This window comes from Sphingobacteruim zhuxiongii (assembly GCF_009557615.1).
Taxonomy (GTDB): Bacteria; Bacteroidota; Bacteroidia; order Sphingobacteriales; family Sphingobacteriaceae; genus Sphingobacterium; species Sphingobacterium zhuxiongii.
Window position 1 is genome coordinate 3,013,302 of sequence record NZ_CP045652.1, and the last position, 23,213, is coordinate 3,036,514.

General features: G+C 38.4%; 19 protein-coding genes. 14 read left to right on the plus strand and 5 right to left on the minus strand.

Going from position 1 to position 23,213, the window contains the following annotated elements:
* Positions 1–118 precede the first annotated feature (118 nt).
* Both GFH32_RS12710 and GFH32_RS12715 read right to left on the minus strand, forming a co-directional pair.
* On the minus strand, positions 119–532 hold the full coding sequence (locus GFH32_RS12710) for a DUF6691 family protein (protein ID WP_153511959.1): 414 nt from the start codon (positions 530–532) through the stop codon (positions 119–121).
* A gap of 7 nt (positions 533–539) precedes the next feature.
* The gene (locus GFH32_RS12715) at positions 540–1,100 is read right to left on the minus strand and encodes a YeeE/YedE family protein (RefSeq protein ID WP_228384132.1); all 561 of its coding nucleotides are present in this window, start codon (positions 1,098–1,100) and stop codon (positions 540–542) included.
* Positions 1,101–1,274: 174 nt separating this feature from the next.
* Between GFH32_RS12715 and GFH32_RS12720 the strand changes: the two genes are divergently transcribed.
* Together GFH32_RS12720 and GFH32_RS12725 are read left to right on the plus strand one after the other, a co-directional pair.
* A complete protein-coding gene (locus GFH32_RS12720; RefSeq protein ID WP_153511960.1) occupies positions 1,275–2,060 on the plus strand; it encodes a sulfite exporter TauE/SafE family protein in 786 nt (261 codons plus the stop codon).
* Between the two features lie 154 nt (positions 2,061–2,214).
* Positions 2,215–2,523, plus strand: coding sequence for a DUF4342 domain-containing protein (locus GFH32_RS12725; RefSeq protein ID WP_153511961.1), 309 nt, complete (start codon positions 2,215–2,217; stop codon positions 2,521–2,523).
* A 70-nt stretch (positions 2,524–2,593) separates the two neighbouring features.
* On the opposite strand, the gene GFH32_RS12730 is transcribed toward GFH32_RS12725, so the two are convergent.
* Positions 2,594–3,019 carry a Dabb family protein gene (locus GFH32_RS12730; RefSeq protein ID WP_153511962.1) on the minus strand — a complete coding sequence of 142 codons (426 nt, stop codon included), beginning with the start codon at positions 3,017–3,019 and terminating at the stop codon, positions 2,594–2,596.
* Between the two features lie 221 nt (positions 3,020–3,240).
* Here GFH32_RS12730 and GFH32_RS12735 point away from each other — a divergent pair, with 221 nt between their 5' ends.
* The 4 genes from GFH32_RS12735 to GFH32_RS12750 all read left to right on the plus strand — a co-directional run bounded on the left by GFH32_RS12735 (position 3,241) and on the right by GFH32_RS12750 (position 12,336).
* Complete coding sequence (locus GFH32_RS12735; protein ID WP_153511963.1) at positions 3,241–8,508, plus strand: translocation/assembly module TamB domain-containing protein; 5,268 nt, start codon at positions 3,241–3,243, stop codon at positions 8,506–8,508.
* Positions 8,498–10,795: a translocation and assembly module lipoprotein TamL gene (gene tamL, locus GFH32_RS12740; protein ID WP_153511964.1), complete on the plus strand. Its 2,298-nt coding sequence runs from the start codon at positions 8,498–8,500 to the stop codon at positions 10,793–10,795. The genes GFH32_RS12735 and tamL overlap by 11 nt, the downstream gene beginning before the upstream one ends.
* A 116-nt stretch (positions 10,796–10,911) precedes the next feature.
* Positions 10,912–11,856, plus strand: a complete 945-nt coding sequence (locus GFH32_RS12745) for a malate dehydrogenase (protein WP_153511965.1) — start codon at positions 10,912–10,914, stop codon at positions 11,854–11,856.
* Positions 11,857–11,883: 27 nt separating this feature from the next.
* Positions 11,884–12,336, plus strand: coding sequence for an aspartyl protease family protein (locus GFH32_RS12750; protein ID WP_153511966.1), 453 nt, complete (start codon positions 11,884–11,886; stop codon positions 12,334–12,336).
* On the opposite strand, the gene GFH32_RS12755 is transcribed toward GFH32_RS12750, so the two are convergent.
* Positions 12,303–13,532, minus strand: coding sequence for an MFS transporter (locus GFH32_RS12755; RefSeq protein WP_153511967.1), 1,230 nt, complete (start codon positions 13,530–13,532; stop codon positions 12,303–12,305). The genes GFH32_RS12750 and GFH32_RS12755 overlap by 34 nt on opposite strands.
* 266 nt (positions 13,533–13,798) lie before the next feature.
* Here GFH32_RS12755 and fsa point away from each other — a divergent pair, with 266 nt between their 5' ends.
* The 8 genes from fsa (at position 13,799) to GFH32_RS12795 (ending at position 22,498) form a co-directional block, all read left to right on the plus strand.
* Positions 13,799–14,458, plus strand: coding sequence for a fructose-6-phosphate aldolase (fsa, locus tag GFH32_RS12760; RefSeq protein WP_153511968.1), 660 nt, complete (start codon positions 13,799–13,801; stop codon positions 14,456–14,458).
* A gap of 87 nt (positions 14,459–14,545) precedes the next feature.
* Positions 14,546–15,004 (plus strand): Fur family transcriptional regulator, encoded by a 459-nt coding sequence (locus GFH32_RS12765; protein ID WP_153511969.1) that lies wholly within the window; start codon positions 14,546–14,548, stop codon positions 15,002–15,004.
* Between the two features lie 553 nt (positions 15,005–15,557).
* Positions 15,558–17,687, plus strand: a complete 2,130-nt coding sequence (gene rnr, locus GFH32_RS12770; protein ID WP_153511970.1) for a ribonuclease R — start codon at positions 15,558–15,560, stop codon at positions 17,685–17,687.
* A gap of 424 nt (positions 17,688–18,111) precedes the next feature.
* Positions 18,112–18,519 (plus strand): 30S ribosomal protein S12, encoded by a 408-nt coding sequence (rpsL, locus tag GFH32_RS12775; RefSeq protein WP_153511971.1) that lies wholly within the window; start codon positions 18,112–18,114, stop codon positions 18,517–18,519.
* Between the two features lie 19 nt (positions 18,520–18,538).
* A complete protein-coding gene (gene rpsG / locus GFH32_RS12780; RefSeq protein ID WP_153511972.1) occupies positions 18,539–19,006 on the plus strand; it encodes a 30S ribosomal protein S7 in 468 nt (155 codons plus the stop codon).
* 128 nt (positions 19,007–19,134) lie between these two features.
* Positions 19,135–21,258 carry an elongation factor G gene (gene fusA, locus GFH32_RS12785; protein ID WP_153511973.1) on the plus strand — a complete coding sequence of 708 codons (2,124 nt, stop codon included), beginning with the start codon at positions 19,135–19,137 and terminating at the stop codon, positions 21,256–21,258.
* 73 nt (positions 21,259–21,331) lie between these two features.
* Complete coding sequence (gene rpsJ, locus GFH32_RS12790) at positions 21,332–21,637, plus strand: 30S ribosomal protein S10 (protein WP_013667229.1); 306 nt, start codon at positions 21,332–21,334, stop codon at positions 21,635–21,637.
* Positions 21,638–21,781: 144 nt separating this feature from the next.
* Complete coding sequence (locus GFH32_RS12795; RefSeq protein WP_153511974.1) at positions 21,782–22,498, plus strand: 3-ketoacyl-ACP reductase; 717 nt, start codon at positions 21,782–21,784, stop codon at positions 22,496–22,498.
* A gap of 66 nt (positions 22,499–22,564) precedes the next feature.
* Here the strand turns inward: GFH32_RS12795 and GFH32_RS12800 are convergent, their stop codons facing one another.
* Positions 22,565–23,203, minus strand: a complete 639-nt coding sequence (locus GFH32_RS12800) for a porin family protein (protein WP_153511975.1) — start codon at positions 23,201–23,203, stop codon at positions 22,565–22,567.
* Positions 23,204–23,213: the final 10 nt, after the last annotated feature.

Genomic DNA, 23,213 nt, shown 5'->3' on the forward strand with positions numbered 1-23,213 from the left:
TTTTAAAATTGCTTCTATAACACAGGTTTAAACCTTAGATTATAAAAACTTTCATAATATAACAAAGCTAACCCTAATTTTAGTCACACTCAGTTACAAATGTTACATAAGATGAGTTTTAATGTGGCAACTTATGACGCAACAATCCATACAAATAAGTCCCTATTAATGCGAACACAATTACAATCAGAATAGAATAAACCCCGGCGCCGAGCAGCACAAATAGAGGTCCAGGACAAGCCCCAACTAATGCCCAGCCTAATCCAAACAATATGCCGCCTATAAGATAGCGAGGAATCGATTTGGCTTTATCGGCAATTTGAATCTTCTCGCCGTCAATATCTTTTGCTTGAGTACGTTTAATGATTTGAACAGCAATAACACCAACGACCAGGGCAGTGCCTATAAACCCATACATATGGAAGGATTGGAAATTGAACATTTCATAAATCCTAAACCAAGATGCAGCTTCTGCTTTATACATCACCACACCGAATAGAACGCCAAGTATAATAAATAATAACTTTCTCATTTTTATTTTAGAAGATTAAAGGGAACAGTAAGTGAACCATAAGCAGGCCACCGATAAAAAATCCAATTACAGCAACCAAAGACGGCCATTGCAAGTCACTCAATCCAGATATCGCATGCCCCGAGGTACAACCCCCTGCATAGCGCGTTCCAAACCCAATCAACAAGCCTCCGATCGCTAAGATTAGCACGTTTTTCAGGCTCAATTCACCAAAGATCTCCGTTGGGGAATAGGCGGATCCAGCTGATTCAAAACCCATCGACTGGAGTTGTGTAATTGTATCTTCTGTGATTGCTGGGACTTGATTATTGGATAAGTAATGAGCAGCAACAAAGCCGCCTATTATCGAACCTACAAGGAATAGTATATTCCATCGTTGTGCCTTCCAATCAAAGTCGAAAAAACTACAATTCTTACCTGCACCTAAGGCAGAACATAGATTCCTGAAATTCGACGAGAATCCGAAACTCTTTCCAAGATAAATCAATGCGACCATAATGAGTGCAACAAGTGCTCCTCCAACATACCATGGCCATGGTTCTAAGATGATATCCATATATCCTTTCATTTTTTTACAAAGGTACGTACTGACAGGCCGCCCATTGGTAACATAAGTTACATGCTTAACATAGACTGGGAGGTTTGCTCAGGTCAAACAAAAGTCAATCCTTCCCCTGTGTAACAAAGGTAACCAAAATTGCAACGCTAAACCGTCACCTTTGAACCATCAAAATTTGACAGAATGGAAATAATTGGATTTATAGCAGCGATAGGCATTGGTTTGATACTTGGCTTAATTGGTGCAGGAGGAAGTATATTAACCGTACCTGTAATGGTATATTTATTTCGAATAGAACCCTATCTGGCAACAACCTACTCCTTATTTATTGTCGGAATAAGCAGCCTGATCGGCATGGTTCCCTATGGAAAAAACAAACTCGTAGACTATAAGACTTCATTTTTCTTTGGCATCCCGTCAATTCTTGGGGTTTTCATCATGCGCCATTACATCCATCCTATGCTTCCAAATGAAATTATTAGCACTCCAGATATGATATGGACGAAAGACTTATTGGTCATGCTTCTTTTCGCTCTATTGATGCTGAAGGCGAGTTTCAACATGATCTTTAAGAAAGAGTCATCAACAATAGCACAAAAATCGAAGTCCTCGATTCTAAAAATCGGAATACAAGGTCTGATGATTGGGCTACTCGTTGGCTTGGTCGGTGCTGGTGGAGGGTTCTTAATTATTCCTGCACTCGTTATTTTTAATAAGATGCCAATCAAAACTGCAATTGGATCTTCTCTATTTATCATTGCCTTCAATTCACTATTTGGGTTTCTCAGCAGTAAGAATGTTTTAGCTATTCATTGGCCTTTGCTATTGGAGATAACTGGAATCGCTATAATTGGCATGTTGCTCGGAACCTGGCTTAGTCAACGCATAGATGGTTCCAAACTAAAACCATTCTTTGGTTACTTTGTTCTGCTTATGGGAATCTTAATTATGATGAATGAGCTCCTGTAATAGAGACGGAATTCACCGAATAAAATCGGTAATTCACCGAATTTAAAACTCATTTAACCTATTCATGTATACAGATATCTCGAACATGATGTACTTTTGAATAACAAATTAAACAAGTAAGGTAAATAATTGTTAATCAAATAAAAGAAGAGATATGTCAATCAAAGAAACATTCACTATTACTGGTGAGAACTTATTAAAAAGAGTAAAAGAAATCATTGCTGAAGGAAACGTAACGAAGATCAGCATTTCAGATAAGTCAGGAAAAGACATCATGAGCTTTCCAGTGACTTTAGGAGTTATCGGAGTGGTCTTTGCGCCAATCTTTGCAGCAGTAGGCGCGTTAGCAGCCTTGTTGACGGAGTGTAAAATCACGGTTGAACGCTCTGAAAAACCTGCTGAAGACGCAGCGGATACTGATACAGTCGAACAAGAAGGTCCTCGTGATATCGAGGTTCACTAATAAGGATTTTTCAGTAGTTTAGGTTAAGTTAAATTAGAAAGGAGATGCTCGGGTGCATCTCCTTTTATGTTTACATTAATATAGCGTCTTTTACTTCAACTTTTGTCCAATACTTTTTATACTTCTCTATAGCGGCTAAATGCTCAGGATGCGTTTCATACACGTTAATTTCCTCCATATTGTGGAAAGTAACTAATAGCAGATAAGAAAATGAATTATCAACGACTGGACGAGGTGTCGTCGGTGCTGGTTTGCCGTACTTCAATTCCTTAATTCCTTCAATCTTACCCAAGATGGCAAAGAAATTTAAAAAATCCTTTTCTTCTTCAGGCGTAATTCCTTCTTTCAGCCAAAAATAAACAGAATGTACAATAGTGTCTTTTGATAAGGATGTATCCATATGATTTGATTTGTTTTTAGGTTCTACGCAACTGTTTAAAAGGGAGCCCGCAGCTGCTCCAATGAACATGCTTGCAATAAATTGCTTTCTTTTCATAGTATAAGTTTAGATTGATCTTGACAATGATAAATATACTAAAATCTTAGCAAATATAAACTGATGATTGATTAGCAATATTTTAGCGCTTTTTGCAATGCAACACCTATATTTGTAGGGGTATTAACACTAATAAAATTATCGAGAATCAAACATTTTCTGTTTTCATTCGTTAATAAATTAGAATTAAAAGATAATTATAAAAAAAGACATCTCCTGCTTTGAATAAATTCGGCCGTATTGCAATCAAAACATTCTTATGGATAATTGGTTCCATAATCGCTTTGGCGTTACTGATCGTTTTCTTAGTCCGTCTTCCTGCTGTTCAAAATTATATTGTCGGCAAGGTCACGAACTATTTAGAAAATAAAATTGGTACTCAAGTTGAAATCGGACATATCAACATTACATTTCCCAAAAAATTAGTACTCGAGAACGTCTTTTTTGCCGATCAGTCGAAGGATACATTATTGGCGGGGGAGCAATTGTTGGTGGATATCAACATGTTTAAACTCCTAAAAAACACGGTTGAAATTAACGAATTTGAGCTTAAGGGGATTACCGCTAAGATTAATAGAAATCTACCTGATAGCAGCTTTAACTTTTCGTACATCATTAATGCATTTGCTACTGAAAAAGAAAGTACCGCAACTGCTGACTCCACTTCTGCCCTCGTTTTCAATATCGACAAAGTACTTTTTGAACGAATTCGTTTCGTTTATAAAGACGACGTTATAGGAACTTCTGCAGACTTATATTTAAATCATTTTGACACCCGAATAAAGACCTTTGATTTAACGAAAAACATGTCCTTCAATATGCCTAAAATCAATATTGATGGCTTACAAGCAAAAATTAAACAATGGTCTGTCGTTAGTCAAGACGAAGCACCAGATGCTTCAGATTTTGGAATTAATGACCCATCGGTCGAAGCAAGTTCACTGCTACCTAATCTGGCGACAGAAGTGCTCGGTCTAAAAAACATTTATGTACAATATGATGATGAGGCTTCGAATATTAATACGAAGTTTGACATAAAAGAACTGATTGCAAACGTTGATGAGATTGACCTCAATAAAGAACTCGTTAAACTTAAAGAAGTTAAGTTAACAAATTCGGAGTCTGAAGTTTTTCTTGGTAAACCTGCTGTCAAAGCAAAGACTGACACATCAGCGTCGAGTCCAATTAATTGGGTTGTCTCCGTAGAGAAGTTAGGTATTGCGCATACAAACGTTTGGTTTAAAGACGATACACAACCTCGAATGAAGGGACTGGATTACTTCAATCTGAAACTTACCGATCTCGCGGGCGCAATGGATAATATCTATTACTCTGCCGACTCTATCTCGGGAAATCTGACAAATCTTGCCGTTAAAGACCATTCAGGATTCCAGTTAAAGCAATTGAAAGGTGATTTCGTATACACCAATACGGGTGCTATCGTGAAAGATTTCTTGATTGAAACACCAAACTCGATTATTCGGGATAATATCAAGGTTTCTTATCCGTCACTTGAAGCCGTTTCCAACAATCCAAGTCTAGTAGAAATTGAAGCTACCTTAAAGAAAACACAGATTGACATGCGTGATATTCGATATCTCGCCCCGGATCTTGAAAAGGAAGCGACAATGAAACCATTGATGGATAAAAAATTCTACATTGATGGGAAGGTATTGGGTAAATTAAATGATTTAAGAATCCCTAAAGTTGAATTTAAGACCTTAAACAACACGCATCTTATTGCATCGGCTCATATCAAAGGCTTGCCAGATATGAACAAAATGTATCTAGATCTGGATATTCGCAAAATGACAACAAGCCGAGCAGATCTTAATCGACTAATTGCTCCTTCCCTATTGCCAGATAGCATACAATTACCGAAAAACATCAGCCTTGTGGGTACTTTCAAAGGTGGAATGTCTGGCTTTGATACCGATTTGAAATTGGTAACTGAACAAGGGAATGCAACGGTTAACGGTCGATTAGACATGGGACGCGACACAACCTACAATGCATTCGTGTCGGTCGACAATTTCAATCTTGGCGAATTCTTAAAGCAAGATTCTGTTTTAGGCTATATAGCTGCTCAAGCACAGGTAAAAGGTACTGGTTTAAATCCAAAAACGATGATTGCTGATGCCACCGGAACGTTGAAACGTTTAGATGCCATGGGCTACGGATACCGAGACATTGATTTTGATTTCACCGCCGATCGAGGAGATATTTCTGCAAACCTACATAGTCCTGATCCCAATATACAATTGAATGCTAGCATTCAAGCGAATATGCATGGTCAATATCCGAAGCTTTACGCAGAGATGATGGTTGACAGTATTAATTTGAAGAACTTGAAATTAATGGATCAAAATCTAAAGTATCACGGTAAGATCATTGCCGATTTTGAGACACTTGATTTAGATCATTTAAATGGTTCGTTGCAAATTGCAAACTCATCGATTGCATACAACGATGAGCGTTATGTATTGGATACGGTCGCTTTAAAAGCTCAAGCGGATACCAATAGGAATATTTTAATTTTGAGTTCAGAATTCTTGAATGCGCATCTTGCGGGTAAATATAAATTGACTGAACTTGGTTCTTCGATTCAAGATATTATTAGAACATACTATAATCCTTCAAACAATCATGACAAGCTTGAATATTCACCTCAACAATTCGAGTTTAGTGCGCGCATAAATAATGCGAGAATCATACGAGAATTCTTACCAGAACTCGAGGAACTACAAGATATAACGTTGGATGGTACCTTTAATAGTGCTGACAAGTCATTGATGGCGAAGTTAATGGCTCCGAAGATCTTATATGATGGTACTGAGATTGAAAACATTGGTATGGATATCATAACCGTTGATAGTACAATGTACTATAATGCTTTGATTGAACATATCAAAGTAAGTGGTGTAGAGTTGAGAAATACGGTATTCAGTGGTAACGTTATAGAAAACAAAGTCGACTTAGGGCTTTGGATTAAGGATAAAGACGATAAGGAACAGTACCATCTTGGTGCAAACATGTCCGTCGATGCAAATAATTATAACTTCTCATTAAAAGAAGATGGTTTAATGCTGAACTATGAAAAATGGGGCATTAATCCAAACAACTTACTGAGTTTCGGCAAGGCGGGCGTTCGAGCGAATGATTTCCACCTTTCCAAAGATGGACAGGAAATGATTATACAGTCTAAGGATTCCACCTTAAACGCGCCAATCGATCTGACGTTCAATAATTTTAGAATCGAGACCATAACGCGCATGTTGAACTCCGAAAACCTTACGCTGGGCGGTGGTATTAATGGTACGGCTACTGTATCTCGACTAGAGTCTAGTCCTGTTTTTGTATCGGATCTTACCATTGATAAATTCTTTTTTGGAAAGGATACTGTCGGGAATGTGATGTTAAAGGTTAATAACATCAAGGAGAACACATATTCTGCTGATGTAAGAATCACGGAGAATGGCAATGATGTACAACTAATAGGAGATGTTATCATTCCTCCGAATGGCGATATGCAAATTGACGCTACATTGGATTTGAAGCCGATGACAGTGAAAACCATTGAAGCCTTCAGTATGGGACAATTAAGGGGATCACAGGGTGATTTATCAGGTTCATTACGAATTACGGGGACCTCAGCCGCTCCACGTATTAATGGAGAACTAACATTCAATGATGCGATAATAAACGCCTCGATGTTAAATTCTAATATGAAAATCGATGGCCAGAAAGTATATTTCAATGATCAGGGAATAGCTTTCAAACAATTTAACTTGGTAGACTCGAAGAATAACGTTGCTCGCCTGAATGGATCAATTAGAACATCGACATATACTGATTTTGTATTCAATCTGAATTTAACAACGGACGACTTCGAAGTTATGAACTCGACGAGAGAGGATAACGACTTGTTCTTTGGCAAAATGTACGTAACGTCGAATCTTCGAATTACAGGAGATTTAAACAAGCCTAGAATTGATGGGAATGTAAAAGCTAATGACCGTACAGACTTTAACTTTATTGTACCAAACGAGGATCCAGGACTTGCACAACGAGACGGAGTCGTAAAATTCGTCGATAAGAGCGATACAGCACGAGCAAACGTTTTTGCACGATTAGATTCGATGACAACTGCTACTACCCTATCTGGTTACGATATAGCATTGAATTTAAGTACTGACCCTCAAGCAAAATTCAAAATCATACTTGATGAAGGAACGCAAGACGCTTTGGATATTCAGGGTATTGCAGAAATCAACACAACCATCGATGCAAACGATAAAATTACGATGTCAGGTACCTTTACAGTTGAAGATGGTGATTATACCTTTTCATTTGGTCCGATATCCAAAGATTTTAGATTCCAAAAAGGGAGTACAATTACTTGGAATGGTGACCCGTTAGATGCTCGTCTAGATATTACGGCCCTTTATTCTGGTAAATTCGCCACATTAGAACTTGTTCAGAATCAAATTGGTGCTGAGAGTCAGAATTTATATAAGCAACGAATTCCTTTCAATGTGAAGTTGATATTGACAGGTGAACTCTTTAAGCCACAGATTAACTTTGATATCGATGTGGATGAAAATAATGCGGTTGCTTCACAAGACGTGATTAGTAAGGTTAATATTGCTTTGTCGAATATACGTGAAGACCCGGCTGAATTGAACAAACAAGTATTCTCATTAATAGCGTTAGGACGTTTTATGTCGAACAATCCATTTGAGAGTCTTTCCGGCGGTGGAGCGGAATTAATTGCTAGAAGTACCGTGAGTTCATTCTTAACGAGTCAATTAAATAATTTAGCGTCCGATCTAATTAAAGGAGTTGAATTAGACTTCAATTTAAATTCCGAAGAGGACTATCTTACTGGAACAGCTCAAACGCGAACAGACTTAAATGTCGGTATTTCGAAAATGTTATTCGACGATAGATTGAAGATTACGATTGGATCCAATTTTGAAGTCGAGGGTAACTCAAGACCTGGCGAGAAGGCGACAAATATTGCAGGTGATATCTCTTTAGATTATCAATTGTCTAAAGACGGGCGCTATTTCGCTCGAGTTTATCGCAAAAATCAATATCAAGCGACCTTACAAGGTCAGTTTGTCGAAACTGGTATTGGTTTCATCATTAATATGAGCTACGACCGCTTTAAAGAATTGTTTATGAGTTCGAAAGCCATTGCTGCCTACAATACTGACAGCCGTGGATTTAGAAAGAGATTCGATGTGGATCGTATGGATACGGATTCAATCTATCGTGATAGCGTACGTCTTGTCATTCGTGATAGTCTAATGAAACATAGCCCGGAATACAGAAAACGTATTGAAGAGGAACAAAAACAAGAATTGAAGAAACAGCAGGAACAGAAAGATACGACAAAGAATCTTCCTGATACAAGTAAAGTAACAGAGCCTAAAAAGGCAGCCATCAAAAACGAAGAAGAGGAAGGGGAATCAAATGAGAAATAAACTAGTCATACCTTGCTTTTTAGGGCTATTATTGAGTAGTTGTAATCCGACTAAATATATTGCCGACGATCAAAAATTATACAAAGAAGGAGACGTTGTGATTCATCATGACTCGATGGCTTTAGATCGTAAAGAGGCGTTTGAGACTTTCCTAGAATCGTCCTTGATGCCTAAACCAAATAAAAAGTTAGCTGGAATTTATTTCAAGCTTGGCATGTGGAATATGGGCGGAGGTCCGGATTCTACAGACAACTTCGTGCGTAAGTGGTTGAAAAAAAATGGAGAGAAACCAGTCCTTTTAAGTGATGTAAATCGCGAATACAATCAGAATTTGCTGCGTGGAAAGATGGAAAACTTAGGTTTCTTTCAAGCGCGTGCGACTTCTGATACTATTATAGATGGTAAGTTTGCGACAGTTCGATACGATGCTTATCCTGGAAAAATCTATCGGATAAATTCTGTTAAAATGGATGTGGATAGTACGACACAAATTGGACGCTCCATATTAGAATCCAAAGATCAAACTTTCTTAAAAGAAGGTTCTAATTACAACTTAGATGTAATTATCGGGGATCGCGAACGCATCGATAACGATTTAAAACATAAAGGCTATTATTATTTTAGTCCAGACAATTTACTTGTAGAAGTTGACAGTACGATTGGCAACAACAAAGTCGATATGTTTGTCACGCTCAAGCCGGAGACTCCAGCAAAAGCGAAACAACAACAAAGAATAGGTAATATTTATATTTTCCCGAACTATAAAGAGACAACGGGCTCAAACCGACGTCGCATCCCTCGCGGGACTGAGAAATACGACGATAAGTATTATATCGTTGACCGAGAAAACAGATTTCGTAAAAAGGTTCTGGCCAACCATATCTTTATGGAGCCAGGGAAGTTATATAACCGTTGGGAGCATCAGCAAACGATCAATCATTTGGTTAATCTAAATGCTTTCAAATTTGTGAAGAACGACTTTGTTGATAGTGCTGATTCCACAAATACACTTGATGTCTACTATTACTTGACGCCAATGCAGAAGCGCGCCCTACGATTAGAGCTGATTGCAAAAACGGCATCTGTTTATAATGGTACAGAAGCGAATATTAATTGGACTTTCAAAAATGCGTTCAAAGGTTTTGAGACCGTAACACTTTCGGTTTTCGGTGGATATGAAACGCAAACAGGTGGCAATGTCAATTTAAATTCTAGTTATATACGTTATGGTACAGAGGTTGGGATTAATTGGCCGAGACTGCTATCCCCTTACAAATGGGCTCCTGGAAGACGTTATATTCCTAGGACTTTCTTAAAAGTTGGATATGAATTCTTGAACAGACGAACAGCCTATACGTTGAATTCCTTTACAACGAATTTCGGATATGCATGGAAAGAAAACGAACAGAAAGAACATAATTTAACGCTTGCAGAGATCATCTATGTGCAGCCGAGAGGTATTTCAGATGAATATCGAGCGCAAATGGATACCGTTCCTACCCTACGCCATATTGTTGATCCGCAGTTCTCATTCGGGCCGAACTATACTTATACGTTCACCAATACAATGGAGAATAAGACCCATACATTCTATGCGAAAGCGGGTTTAAATACTTCTGGTAATATATTAGGGCTTATTCAAGGCGCTGATTACAATGGTGGTAACATTAAAGAATTATTCGGTACTGCCTATTCTCAATTTGTAAAAGCGGAAGCGGATTTACGTCATTATATGAAGCTCTCTCCGAACTCTCAACTTGCTTCGCGCATTATGATTGGAACGAGTTATTCGTATGGAAACTCCCGTTCATTACCTTATTTAAAACAATACTTTACGGGTGGTCCAAATGGTTTAAGAGCATTTAGAGCAAGATCTGTAGGTCCTGGATCTTCGCTTCCTGAAAATCTTGGAGAAGAGAACTTCTTTGCAGATCAAACGGGTGACATGAAACTCGAATTAAATACGGAATACCGTTCGAAAATTGCAGGGATGTTCCACTGGGCCGCGTTTGTTGATGCGGGTAACGTTTGGTTACAACGTGAAGATGTAAACAAACCTGGTGGTAAATTCAGCAAAGAGTTTCTCTCAGAGCTTGCTGTTGGTGGAGGTGTTGGACTACGCGTAGATTTAGATTTTTTGATTATACGTACGGACTTTGCTATTCCATTTCGCGTTCCTTATCGCGACAAAGGAGATCGTTGGGTATTTAAATATATTGATATCCGCGAGCGTGATTGGCGCCGCGATAACTTGGTATTTAACTTAGCGATCGGATATCCATTCTAATAGCGCTACAACGACAATTGGATGTAAATTAGCAGATTATTGGAATTTACTGGGCTAATTAGGACTGATTAACGATAAATTTTGTTAAATTTAAGAAGTACATAAAACCCCATACTATGAAGATAACCGTTGTTGGTGCAGGCGCAGTTGGAGCAACTACCGCAGACAATCTGGTAAGACGCAATATAGCAGAAGAAATTGTGCTCCTTGATATTAAAGAAGGCTTCGCAGAAGGTAAAGCGCAGGATATGATGCAAACCGCCGCTCTTTTAGGCTTCGAATCCCATATCAAAGGGGTCACAAACGATTATCAAGCAACATCGGGATCTAGCGTCGCTGTCATTACATCCGGTCTTCCACGCAAACCAGGGATGACGCGTGAGGAACTTATTGGCACCAATGCTGGCATCGTGAAATCGGTTGTCGAGAACCTAATTAAACACTCCCCAGATATTATTATTCTTATTGTATCCAATCCAATGGATACGATGACCTATTTGGCATTAAAGGCAAGTGGATTACCGAAGAATCGAATTATAGGAATGGGTGGAGCATTAGACTCGGCACGCTTTAAATATCAGATTTCTGACAAATTGAACGCTTCTGCAAATGACCTCAATGCGATCGTTATTGGCGGACATGGCGACACAACGATGATTCCTTTGATCAAACATGCGACTTGGAATAGTGTTAAAGTGGACTCCTTTTTAACCGAAGAGGAAGAAGACGAGATTGTTAAAAAAACAATGGTTGGAGGGGCTACATTGACCGCTTTAATAGGTACCTCTGCTTGGTATGCTCCTGGGGCTGCAGCGGCAGCGATGGTCGAAAGTATTGTAAAAAACCAGAACAAGTTATTCACAGCCTCTGTATTTTTAGAAGGCGAATATGGTCAAGAAGACATCAATATCGGAGTCCCTGTTATTATTAACAATAAAGGTTGGGATAGAATTGTACCGATGGAATTGTCCGACAAAGAACAAGCACTATTTAAAGCGTCGGCAGATGCAGTCAGAAAAATGAATGACGTTTTGTATACAGAGGGCATTTTAAAAAAATAGAAAACAGAATAACAAGATAAATCTTACATGCAAAAAATTCCTTTTGAAGTCATCGGTCTACAGGCCGATGGCTTTCATATTATTACTGAGATCACAATTTACGACAAGACCTTTAAAATCGTTATTGACACCGGAGCCTCTAAAACGGTATTAGATAAAGAAACACTATTACACTCTGGACTGGCGGAGGAAAATTTCCAAAATACAGACATTTTATCGACAGGATTAGGCACCAATACGATGGAAAGCTTTATGCTTAGCATTCCTGAAATGAAATTATGCGGATGGAGCGTAAAGAATTTCACCGTAGCGGTACTCGACTTGAGTTCCATCAACTACGCTTATACGCAGATCGGCTTGGATCCAGTAATCGGTGTCCTAGGGGGTGATATATTGAAAACATATGGCGGAATTATCGACTACAAGAAGAATCTACTGAGCTTAAATCAACGAAAATTAGCTTTAAATAACCGACGTTGAATATGAAGTCTTAGGTAAATGTAGAAGCCAATAGAAATTAACACCCCACATCCACCCATAATGTAGAGGGTGTTTTTTATGCCTAATACTTCGGCAATAGCACCTGTTAATAAGCTTCCAATCGGAAAGATCCCTTGAAAAGCCATCACATAATAAGACATTGCGCGAGCTCGATAAGCTGGCATCGCATGTGTTTGAATATATGTATTGATTGAGGAATTCTGCATCATCATAGCAAAAGATACCCCCATCGTGAAGAATAAAGCAGCGGGTAAATAGTTCGCATAAGCTAAGAATATTAACGAAATCCCCATAGCAAGGGCCGCAAAAAGCACGCGATATCGCAAGTTTTCTCCTGATTTTAATCGAGCCATATTGATTGCTCCAATCATTGCACCTAATCCCGCGGCACTTTCAAACCAAGAAAAAGTACGTTCATCACCCTCAAAAAGTTCTCTCGCCACAGCAGGCAACAGGGAGGTATACGGGATAACTAAAAGGCTCGAAAACGTCAATATGATGATTAAAGACATGATGTGTGGAGAACGCATCAGGTATTCAAAACCATGTTTTAGACCTTCAAATGAGCTTTCATTCGGGATTACGATGGGTTTTTCTACTACTTTCATTAATGCTAAGCAGAAAATTACTGGAATAAAACTAACGAAGTTCAAAGTAAAACAAGCCAATTCTCCATAAGTGGATAGCAAAACACCGCCTATTGCAGGCCCAACCATACGCGCAGCATTAAAAATTGAGGAATTTAATGCGATTGCGTTCGGCAAATCCTTTCGATCATCTACTAGAGAAACCAATAATGATTGTCGCCCCAAGACATCGAAAGCATTAATAACTCCTTGGATAAAGCCTAAAATTGACAGGTAAAGTACTGATTCCAGCTTAAGATAAACCAACAATGCTAATAAGCCAGCTTGTATCATTAAACCGATTTGCGTGATAAAAACAAGCTTATATTTCTTATGCCTATCGACAAATGCACCAATGAAAGGTGATAGCACTAAAGAAGGTAAAAGAGATACAAAAGAGACAAATCCTAGCCAGAAAACTGAATTCGTTAACTGATATACCAGCCAACTGATGGCAATACGCTGCATCCATGTGCCGAGTAGCGAGATCGCTTGGCCAATAACATGGAGTCTAAAGTTCGGATATGCTAGTGATCTAAATAATTGCATGAATATAGGTTAGCCTATTTAAATAACCTAATGTATGCCAAAGAGTTTGCCTTGACACGATAAATGTAGGCTTTTAAAACAGTAAAGAAGAATATGAATAATAAAAATTCCTCATTTAATCCCTTGCTAACGAATAGTTTATTATGAAAACGCAATTAGTTAATGTACATCTTCACATTCTGCAACAATATAATTACCTTTGTGCAAACAAAGCGTTTAGCTTATTTTGAGACAACAGTAAACACAATCATTCAACACTTTACAACATGAAATTTTTTATTGATACCGCTAATTTAGAGCAAATCAAAGAAGCGCAAGATTTAGGCGTTTTAGACGGCGTAACAACAAATCCTTCCTTAATGGCTAAAGAGGGTATTTCTGGCGAAGAAAACGTGATTAACCATTACAAAGCGATCTGCGCAATCGTTGATGGCGATGTAAGTGCCGAAGTTATTTCTACTGAATACGAGGGTATGATTAAAGAAGGTGAAGCTTTAGCGGCATTGGATAGCAAGATCGTTGTCAAAGTTCCAATGATCAAAGAAGGCATCAAAGCAATTAAATACTTCAGCAAAAAAGGAATTAAAACGAACTGTACATTAGTTTTCTCTGCAGGTCAAGCTTTATTAGCGGCTAAAGCAGGTGCAACTTATGTATCTCCATTTATCGGTCGTTTAGACGATATCTCTGTCGATGGTTTAGGCCTAATCGAAGAGATTCGTGAGATCTACGATAACTACGGATTCGAAACTCAAATCTTAGCAGCATCTGTACGTAACAGTGCTCATATTTTAGGTTGTGCGAAGATTGGTGCAGATGTAATGACTGGTCCTTTATCGGCAATTACAGCGTTATTAAAACACCCTTTAACAGATAGTGGATTAGCACAATTCTTAGCGGATCACGCGAAAGCTGCTGGAAAATAAGCCAGCAAAAACATACATAAATCAGCCTTCGTAGTTCCACTACGAAGGCTTTTTTTTATCAGCTAAAAATTTCGTAATTTTAGATTTATGAAAGCGGAAATGTACACGGATAATACAGCATTACAAGCAGCAGAATTCACTCAAATTCTGAAGACAAATAAGTTAAAAATTACACAACCTAGACTACGTGTTTTGGAAACTATTTCGACGAAAACCGCTGCGATTTCCCAACCAGAATTAGAGAAAATTCTTGGAGCTGAAATCGACCGTGTTACCCTTTATCGAATACTCGCAAGCTTCGAGGAAAAAGGAATCCTTCACAAGGTTTTTGATCTAAACGGAACTGCTACTTATGCACTTTGTTCAACCAAATGCACCGAGCATCATCACCATGATCAACACGTTCATTTCATTTGTTCGGTTTGTAATTCTGTGTTTTGTTTAGATGAAACTGCTGCCCCGAAAATCAGTTTACCCCATGGCTTCACACTTCATTCCATAGCCGTTAACGCAGTCGGCCTTTGCAATGATTGCAAAGAAAAATAAGTCAATTTCTCGATTTTTTTTGTAATTTTCACCTGCTTAACCCAATAAGTAGTTTGTCAATCTGTTTGTTTGAAAAACCCCTAAATGAAAGCTAAATCAATTAATTCACACTAAAGCTAAAATTTAGCATAGTAGAACATAACTCTTTATATTAAAGTAATATACCATACGCAAAACAACCAAACAGTTTATACATATAAATTTAGCAAACCTTACTATTCTTGTTGTAATTTTTATAAATAAACACAACAATATTCATTATCAGCTATTTACGGAAATTTAGCGATTTATATTATTTTAGCAAAACATGTTTATTAACAATATATTCAGCTAATTACACATGCTAAAAAGAATAGTTAATTTACATACATAATTTCATCCAAACACCGCTATATCCCTTCTCAAAACTTGCACGAAATTTGAACAAGTTTTTACGTACCTTAGTTCTATCATTTTAGAGGCGCATTAACGAAGATCATCCCAATGCTGGCAGGACCTCTCCTACCCTAGTATGATTAAATAGCTTCTAAAAACTGGAGCACAAAACAGACATATGAAATCAAAAAAAGAAAACCCTTACAAAGAAGTTTTAACCCAACTGATCGTAGACGTTTTTGAAAAATCAGGAAACACTCCACTCAACTATAAGCAAGTTGCTGCGAAATTAAATATCAAAGAATCCGACGCTAAAGTTGCCATCGCTGACATACTCAACGACGGTATTAAGGCAGGTCAATTCGAACAACCCGAGCGCGGAAAATTCAAGCTTCGACAGCTCAATGTTTACATCACAGGAAAGGTCGATATGACTGCCGATGGGTCTGCCTATATTGTCCCGGAAGATGAACTCGAAAATGACATCTATGTTGCCCCTCGAAAACTCCGCCAAGCCCTACATGGTGACCGTGTCAAAGTACATGTTTACGAACGTAAAAAAGGCCGTAAGCGCGAAGGCGAAGTCGTGGAAATCCTCACCCGTGCGAAGACTGATTTCACTGGTACAGTAGACATGTCGAACAGCTACGCCTTCTTCCTTCCAGATGATCGCAAAATGCTACACGACATTTTCATTCCGCTTGACAATTTAAACGGAGCGAAAGACGGAGAGAAAGTATTAGTTTCCATTATCGAATGGCCAAAGAATGCGAAGAATCCTATCGGGCGCGTAAAACATGTTCTCGGAAAAAAAGGAGAAAACAATACAGAGATGAATGCCATCTTAGCGGACTATGGATTCCCGCTCGAATTTCCTAAAGAAGTCGAGAACGAAGCGAACGCTATCTCGGACATTATCTCCTCGGAAGAAATTGCAAAACGTAAAGACTTTCGTCAAATTACAACTTTCACGATTGACCCTGCCGATGCTAAAGATTTTGATGATGCCATCTCTTATCAAGTCTTGGAAAATGGGAACTACGAAATTGGCGTTCATATTGCCGACGTTTCACATTACGTAATTCCTGAGACCGCATTAGACAAAGAAGCATTTGAAAGAGGAACCTCAGTATATTTAGTCGACAGAGTTATTCCCATGCTCCCTGAGCGACTTTCTAACAATCTGTGCTCATTGAGACCCAACGAAGATAAACTTTGCTTCTCAGCCGTCTTTGAGCTTGATGAGAAAGCGAATGTTGTAGACCAATGGTTCGGCAGAACAGTTATACATTCTGACCGTCGGTTCACTTACGAAGAGGCACAAGAAATAATTGAAGGAAAAGAAGACGCACTTGCGCCAGCGATACTAAAATTAAATGAGCTTGCATTTATTCTGCGCGAACGCAAATTCAAAAATGGCGCAATCAGTTTTGAATCTGAAGAGATAAAATTCCATTTAGATGGAAATGGTAAGCCTATTGGCGTATACACTAAAATCCGTAAAGAGGCCCATAAGCTAATTGAAGATTTCATGCTACTGGCGAATCGTAAGGTTGCCGAATTTATTGGCAAGCAAGGACGCGGAAAAAACAAGCTTCCGTTTGTCTACAGATTCCACGATGTACCGAATCCTGAAACACTAACTAACTTTTCACAGTTCGCTTCGCGCTTCGGTCACCGATTAATTATCAAATCCGATAAAGAGACTGCAAAATCTTTAAACAGCTTAATGACCAAGATAGAGGGATCGAAAGAACAAAATCTATTAACTTCTCTTGCTGTTCGCTCGATGGCGAAAGCGATCTATACCACGAAGAGCACTTCGCACTACGGATTAGCATTCGACTATTATACGCATTTCACTTCGCCTATCCGTAGATATCCAGATGTGATGGTTCACCGCTTGCTTCAATACTACTTGGACGGAGGAACTAAGATCAATGCCGAACACTACGAGAAGATGTCAGAACATTCTTCCCAAAAAGAGAAGAAAGCAGCGGAAGCCGAACGAGCGTCCATTAAATACAAACAAGCCGAATTCCTACAAGATCAAATTGGCGTAGAATACACGGGAATTGTATCTGGCGTCACTGAATGGGGTATGTATGTCGAAATCGAAGAGAACAAATGCGAAGGCATGGTTCGTCTACGCGATATCACAGACGACTTCTATACATTGGATGAAAAGAATTACGCTATCATTGGACAACGTAAGAAAAAAGTCTACCAACTCGGCGATGAAGTACAGATCAAAGTCAAAAAAGTAGATTTAGAAAAACGTCAGATCGATTTCACACTGATAACCTAATTCAAACAACTATATCAGCAATCTGGAACGAAATTAATAAACAGAGCCGTCCTAAGAGACGGCTCTTGAATTATTAACCATCTACGTATGGATTGAGCAGCTAAAAAAATATGGCATCATAGAAAGTCATCAAAATAGACAAGGTCAAGTAGCGCGATTTATCACTATAGATAACGATATCTACCCATTTAGTCAAAATGGGTCTACTCAATGCTAAAATTAGACAATTCTTGAAGACTCCATATCTTTATCGAGATTCAATATCTAATTTCCAGCAAATTGCGAGGTAGAATTGTCCAACTGAAAAGAGCGCGTAAAATATTTAAAAACTTTATCGCACAACTCTTTACGATTCAAGATATTCTTTATATCTTTGCAGACTTAAAAATTAATTTTACACAAATTAAAAACACAAAACAGGTAAATGCCTACTATTCAACAATTAGTTAGAAAAGGTAGAGTAGCTCTGGTTGACAAGAGTAAATCACCAGCGTTGGATTCATGTCCACAGCGAAGAGGTGTGTGTACACGTGTATACACTACTACCCCTAAAAAACCAAACTCAGCAATGCGTAAAGTAGCTCGCGTTCGTTTAACAAATGGAAAAGAAGTGAATGCTTACATTCCAGGAGAAGGACACAACTTACAAGAGCACTCAATCGTGTTAATCCGTGGTGGCCGTGTTAAAGATTTACCAGGAGTTCGTTACCACATTATCCGTGGTGCATTAGATACTTCAGGTGTAGCTGGTCGTAACCAACGTCGTTCTAAATACGGAACAAAACGTCCTAAACCAGGACAAGTAGCTGCTCCAGCAAAAGGTAAGAAATAATTAAACGGAGGAAGAGAAAATGAGAAAAGCAAAACCAAAAAAGAGAATCATTTTACCTGATCCAAAGTTTAATGACGTTCAGGTAACACGTTTCGTAAATAATATGATGGTAGACGGTAAGAAATCTATCGCTTATTCAATTTTTTACGATGCAGTAGAATTAGTAGAATCAAAAACGCAAGAAAACGGTTTAGAGACTTGGAAAAAAGCTTTAAACAATGTAATGCCAGCTGTAGAGGTTAAATCTCGTCGTGTTGGTGGTGCAAACTTCCAAGTTCCTATGGAGGTTCGTCCTGAGCGTAAGATCGCTTTAGGTATGAAATGGTTAATCTCTTACGCTCGTAAACGTGGTGAAAAAACTATGTTCGAGAAATTAGCAGGAGAAATTATTTCAGCGTCTAAAGGTGAAGGTGCTGCTGTAAAGAAGAAAGAAGATACGCATAAGATGGCGGAAGCTAACAAAGCGTTCTCACACTTCAGATTCTAATTTTGAAGATAAAGAATCAAATATGATTACACCGACTTTAGGTAATAGAGTATACATTATCGAGAGTCGGTGTATTTGTTTAAAAACAAAGCAACAAAAAACGCCAACAGGCAAACTGCAAAATTAATATGGCAAGAGATTTAAGATTAGTTAGAAATATTGGTATCGCTGCACACATCGATGCTGGTAAAACTACAACAACTGAGCGTATTCTTTACTACTCAGGTGTTAACCATAAAATAGGTGAAGTTCACGAAGGTGCATCAACAATGGACTGGATGGAACAAGAAGCAGAGCGTGGTATTACAATTACCTCAGCTGCAACTACTGTATTCTGGAACTACCGTAACAATAAATACCAAGTAAACGTTATTGATACACCGGGACACGTTGACTTTACGGTTGAAGTAAACCGTTCGTTACGTGTATTAGACGGATTAGTATTTTTATTTTCTGCAGTTGATGGTGTTGAGCCTCAATCAGAAACTAACTGGCGTTTAGCTGACGGGTACAAAGTACCTCGTATTGGTTTCGTAAATAAAATGGACCGTTCAGGTGCTGACTTTTTGAAAGTTGTAAAACAAGTAAAACAAATGTTAGGATCTGATGCTGTTGCATTACAATTACCTATCGGCGCTGAAGATACGTTCAAAGGCGTAGTTGACTTGATCAACAACCGTGGTATTGTATGGAATGAGCACGATAAAGGAATGACTTTTACAGAAGTTCCTATTCCTGATGATATGGCTGAAGAAGTAGCGGAATACCGTGAAAAATTATTAGAAGCTGTAGCAGGATACGATGAGTCATTAATGGAGAAATTCTTTGACGATCCAGATTCATTAACAGAACGCGAAATCTTAGACGCTTTACGTAAAGCTGTTTTAGATAACGCAATCGTTCCTATGGTTTGTGGTTCATCTTTCAAAAACAAAGGTGTTCAAACAATGCTTGACTTAGTAATGGAGTTATTACCTTCACCATTAGATCAAGAAGCTGTAAAAGGAACAAACCCTAACACTGGCGAAGAGATTTCTCGTAAACCATCGGTTGATGAGCCTTTCGCTGCATTAGGTTTCAAAATTGCAACTGACCCATTCGTAGGTCGTTTATGTTTCATCCGTGCGTATTCAGGTAAATTAGATGCTGGTTCTTATGTATTGAACACTCGTTCAGGAAATAAAGAACGTATCTCTCGTATCTTCCAAATGCACGCGAATAAACAAAACCCTATCCCTCATATCGAGGCTGGTGATATCGGTGCTGTTGTGGGTTTCAAAGACATCAAAACTGGTGATACTCTTTCTGATGAGAAACACCCAATCGTTCTTGAGTCAATGACTTTCCCTGAGCCAGTAATTGGTTTAGCGATTGAGCCAAAAACTCAAGCTGACGTAGATAAATTAGGTATTGCTTTAGGTAAATTATCTGAAGAGGATCCTACATTTGTTGTAAAATCAGATGAAGAAACTGGACAAACAGTTATTTCAGGTATGGGTGAGCTTCACTTAGAAATCTTGATCGACCGTTTGAAACGTGAATTCAAAGTAGAGGTTAACCAAGGAGCTCCTCAAGTAGCTTACAAAGAGTCTATCAAAGGTACATCAGAACACCGTGAAGTTTACAAAAAACAATCAGGTGGTCGTGGTAAATTTGCGGATATCAAAGTTGTTATCTCTCCTGCTGATGAAGATTGGGATGTTGTTAAATCACCTCTTCAATTCATCAATGAAATCGTGGGTGGATCTATTCCAAAAGAATATATCCCTTCAGTTCAAAAAGGATTTGAATCATCAATGAACAATGGTGTATTAGCTGGTTACCCACTTTCAGGTATGAAAGTACGTTTGATCGACGGATCTTTCCACGCAGTCGATTCAGATTCACTATCTTTCGAATTAGCTGGTAAAATGGCATACCGTCAAGCATTACCTAAATGTACTCCAGTATTAATGGAGCCTATCATGAAGGTTGAAGTATTGACTCCAGAAGAAAACATGGGTGATGTAATGGGTGACTTAAACCGTCGTCGTGGTCAGATGCAAGGTCTTGACTCACGTAACGGAGCACAGGTTATCAAAGCATTAGTACCTCTTTCTGAGATGTTCGGATATGTAACTCAATTACGTACAATCACTTCAGGTCGTGCAACTTCTACAATGGAATTTGATCACTACGCTGAAGCTCCTCGTAACGTATCTGAAGAAGTTATCGCGAAAGCAAAAGGTAAAGTAAAAGGTCTAGAAGACTAATAATAGCATACAAAACAACCGATCCCTGATTATAAATAGCTCTAATCAGGGGTCATTTAAAAACAAATATATAATGAGCCAAAGAATCAGAATCAAATTGAAATCTTACGATTACAACTTGGTTGACAAGTCAGCTGAGAAAATCGTGAAAACAGTAAAACCTACAGGTGCAGTTGTTAGTGGTCCTATTCCATTGCCTACTGAGAAAAAAATCTATACAGTTTTACGTTCTCCACACGTTAACAAAAAAGCACGTGAGCAATTCCAATTGTGTTCTTACAAGAGATTGTTAGACATCTACTCATCAAACTCTAAAACTGTTGATGCGTTAATGAAATTAGAATTACCTTCAGGTGTTGAAGTAGAAATCAAAGTGTGATAGATTTGATTTAGAAAAAACAAAAGCGCCTTCTTTGAAAAAAGAAGGCGCTTTTTGCTTTTATAAACAATTGGAATAGCAATGGATTAGTTTTTCATGAACTTCAGATGATTTCAATTTAACAACGAATCTTTAAATTTGACCATGGAAAATTTAAAGGAAAAATATGCACTGATAACTGGAGGTGGTCGCGGATTGGGTAAAGCTACTGCCCTAGCCTTCGCTGCAGAAGGTATACACGTGGCTATTACTGGCAGAAATGAAGAGTTATTGAAGCAAACAGTAAAAGAAATCGAAGCTATCGGAGTGAAAGCAAGTTATGCCGTTTTCGATATAGCAGACCTTGCTGCAGTTGAAGCGGGCATCAAGAAACTAAATACTGAATTTGGCAACTTTGATATTTTGGTCAACAATGCTGGCATCGCTGCATTCGGAACAGTCCTAGACATGGATCCGATAGAATGGACAAATATTATGAATACAAATGTCCTGGGGACTTATTATGTGACGAAAACCGTGCTTCCACAATTAATTGAAAAGAATGCTGGAGACATTATTAATGTTTCGTCAACAGCAGGCTTAAATGGAGCTGCAACTACATCAGCCTATAGTGCGAGTAAGTTCGCTGTAATTGGTTTTTCAGATTCGTTAATGCGCGAAGTTCGGAAATACAATATTCGCGTATGTACTTTAATGCCCAGCACAATTGCTTCCGATATGTCGAAGGAATTAAACTTGACTGATGGAAATCCAGATAAAGTACTGCAACCAGAAGATTTTGCAGAACTGATTGTTGCAAACTTGAAATTACCTCGTAGGGCTATGTTGAAATCAGCGTCGCTATGGTCTACTAATCCCTAAGCAGCGTCCCATTAAAATAAAAAAGGCAATCGTAAGATTGCCTTTTCACATAAGATATTATTTCGCTTAGAATTGGAAACCAACTCCAAATGACAATACACGGTTTGAAGATTTCTCGCCATCACCTGGGTTAAGATTAGATAAACCTAAGTTGTAACCAGCATTGATTAAGAAACCGTTGTTGAATTTGTAACCACCTAGGAAATTAACACCTGCATCAATCAAATTCATGTCTTTATCATCTCCTGAGAATTCCATTTTTCTATCACCTGACGATGCCTCAACACCACCAAATGAACCATCCCATTTTTGTTTACCCGAGATATTGAATCCTACATATGGACCAGCTCCTAAGAACACATTACCAGCTCCTGCGGGAATATAATAAACCGCATTTACAGGAACTTCAATTGACATCACATTTTGAGTCATCGATCCTGAACCATTGTCACCACTTGCTTCATATTTAGCACCTTTACCTTGCAATGAAACTCCTGGTTGAATTGAGAATTGTGGTGCAACTGGGATATCAGCGAAACCTGTAACATAAAAGGAAACATTGTTCTTTTGGTAATCATCAAGCTCTGTTGAAACATTTGAGTACTTACCTAAGTTAACACCAGCTTTTAAACCATAGCTAGTTTGAGCTTGCGCTCCTGCTGCTAATAAAACTACAGCTCCGAATGATAGTAATAATTTTTTCATATGCTTTAAA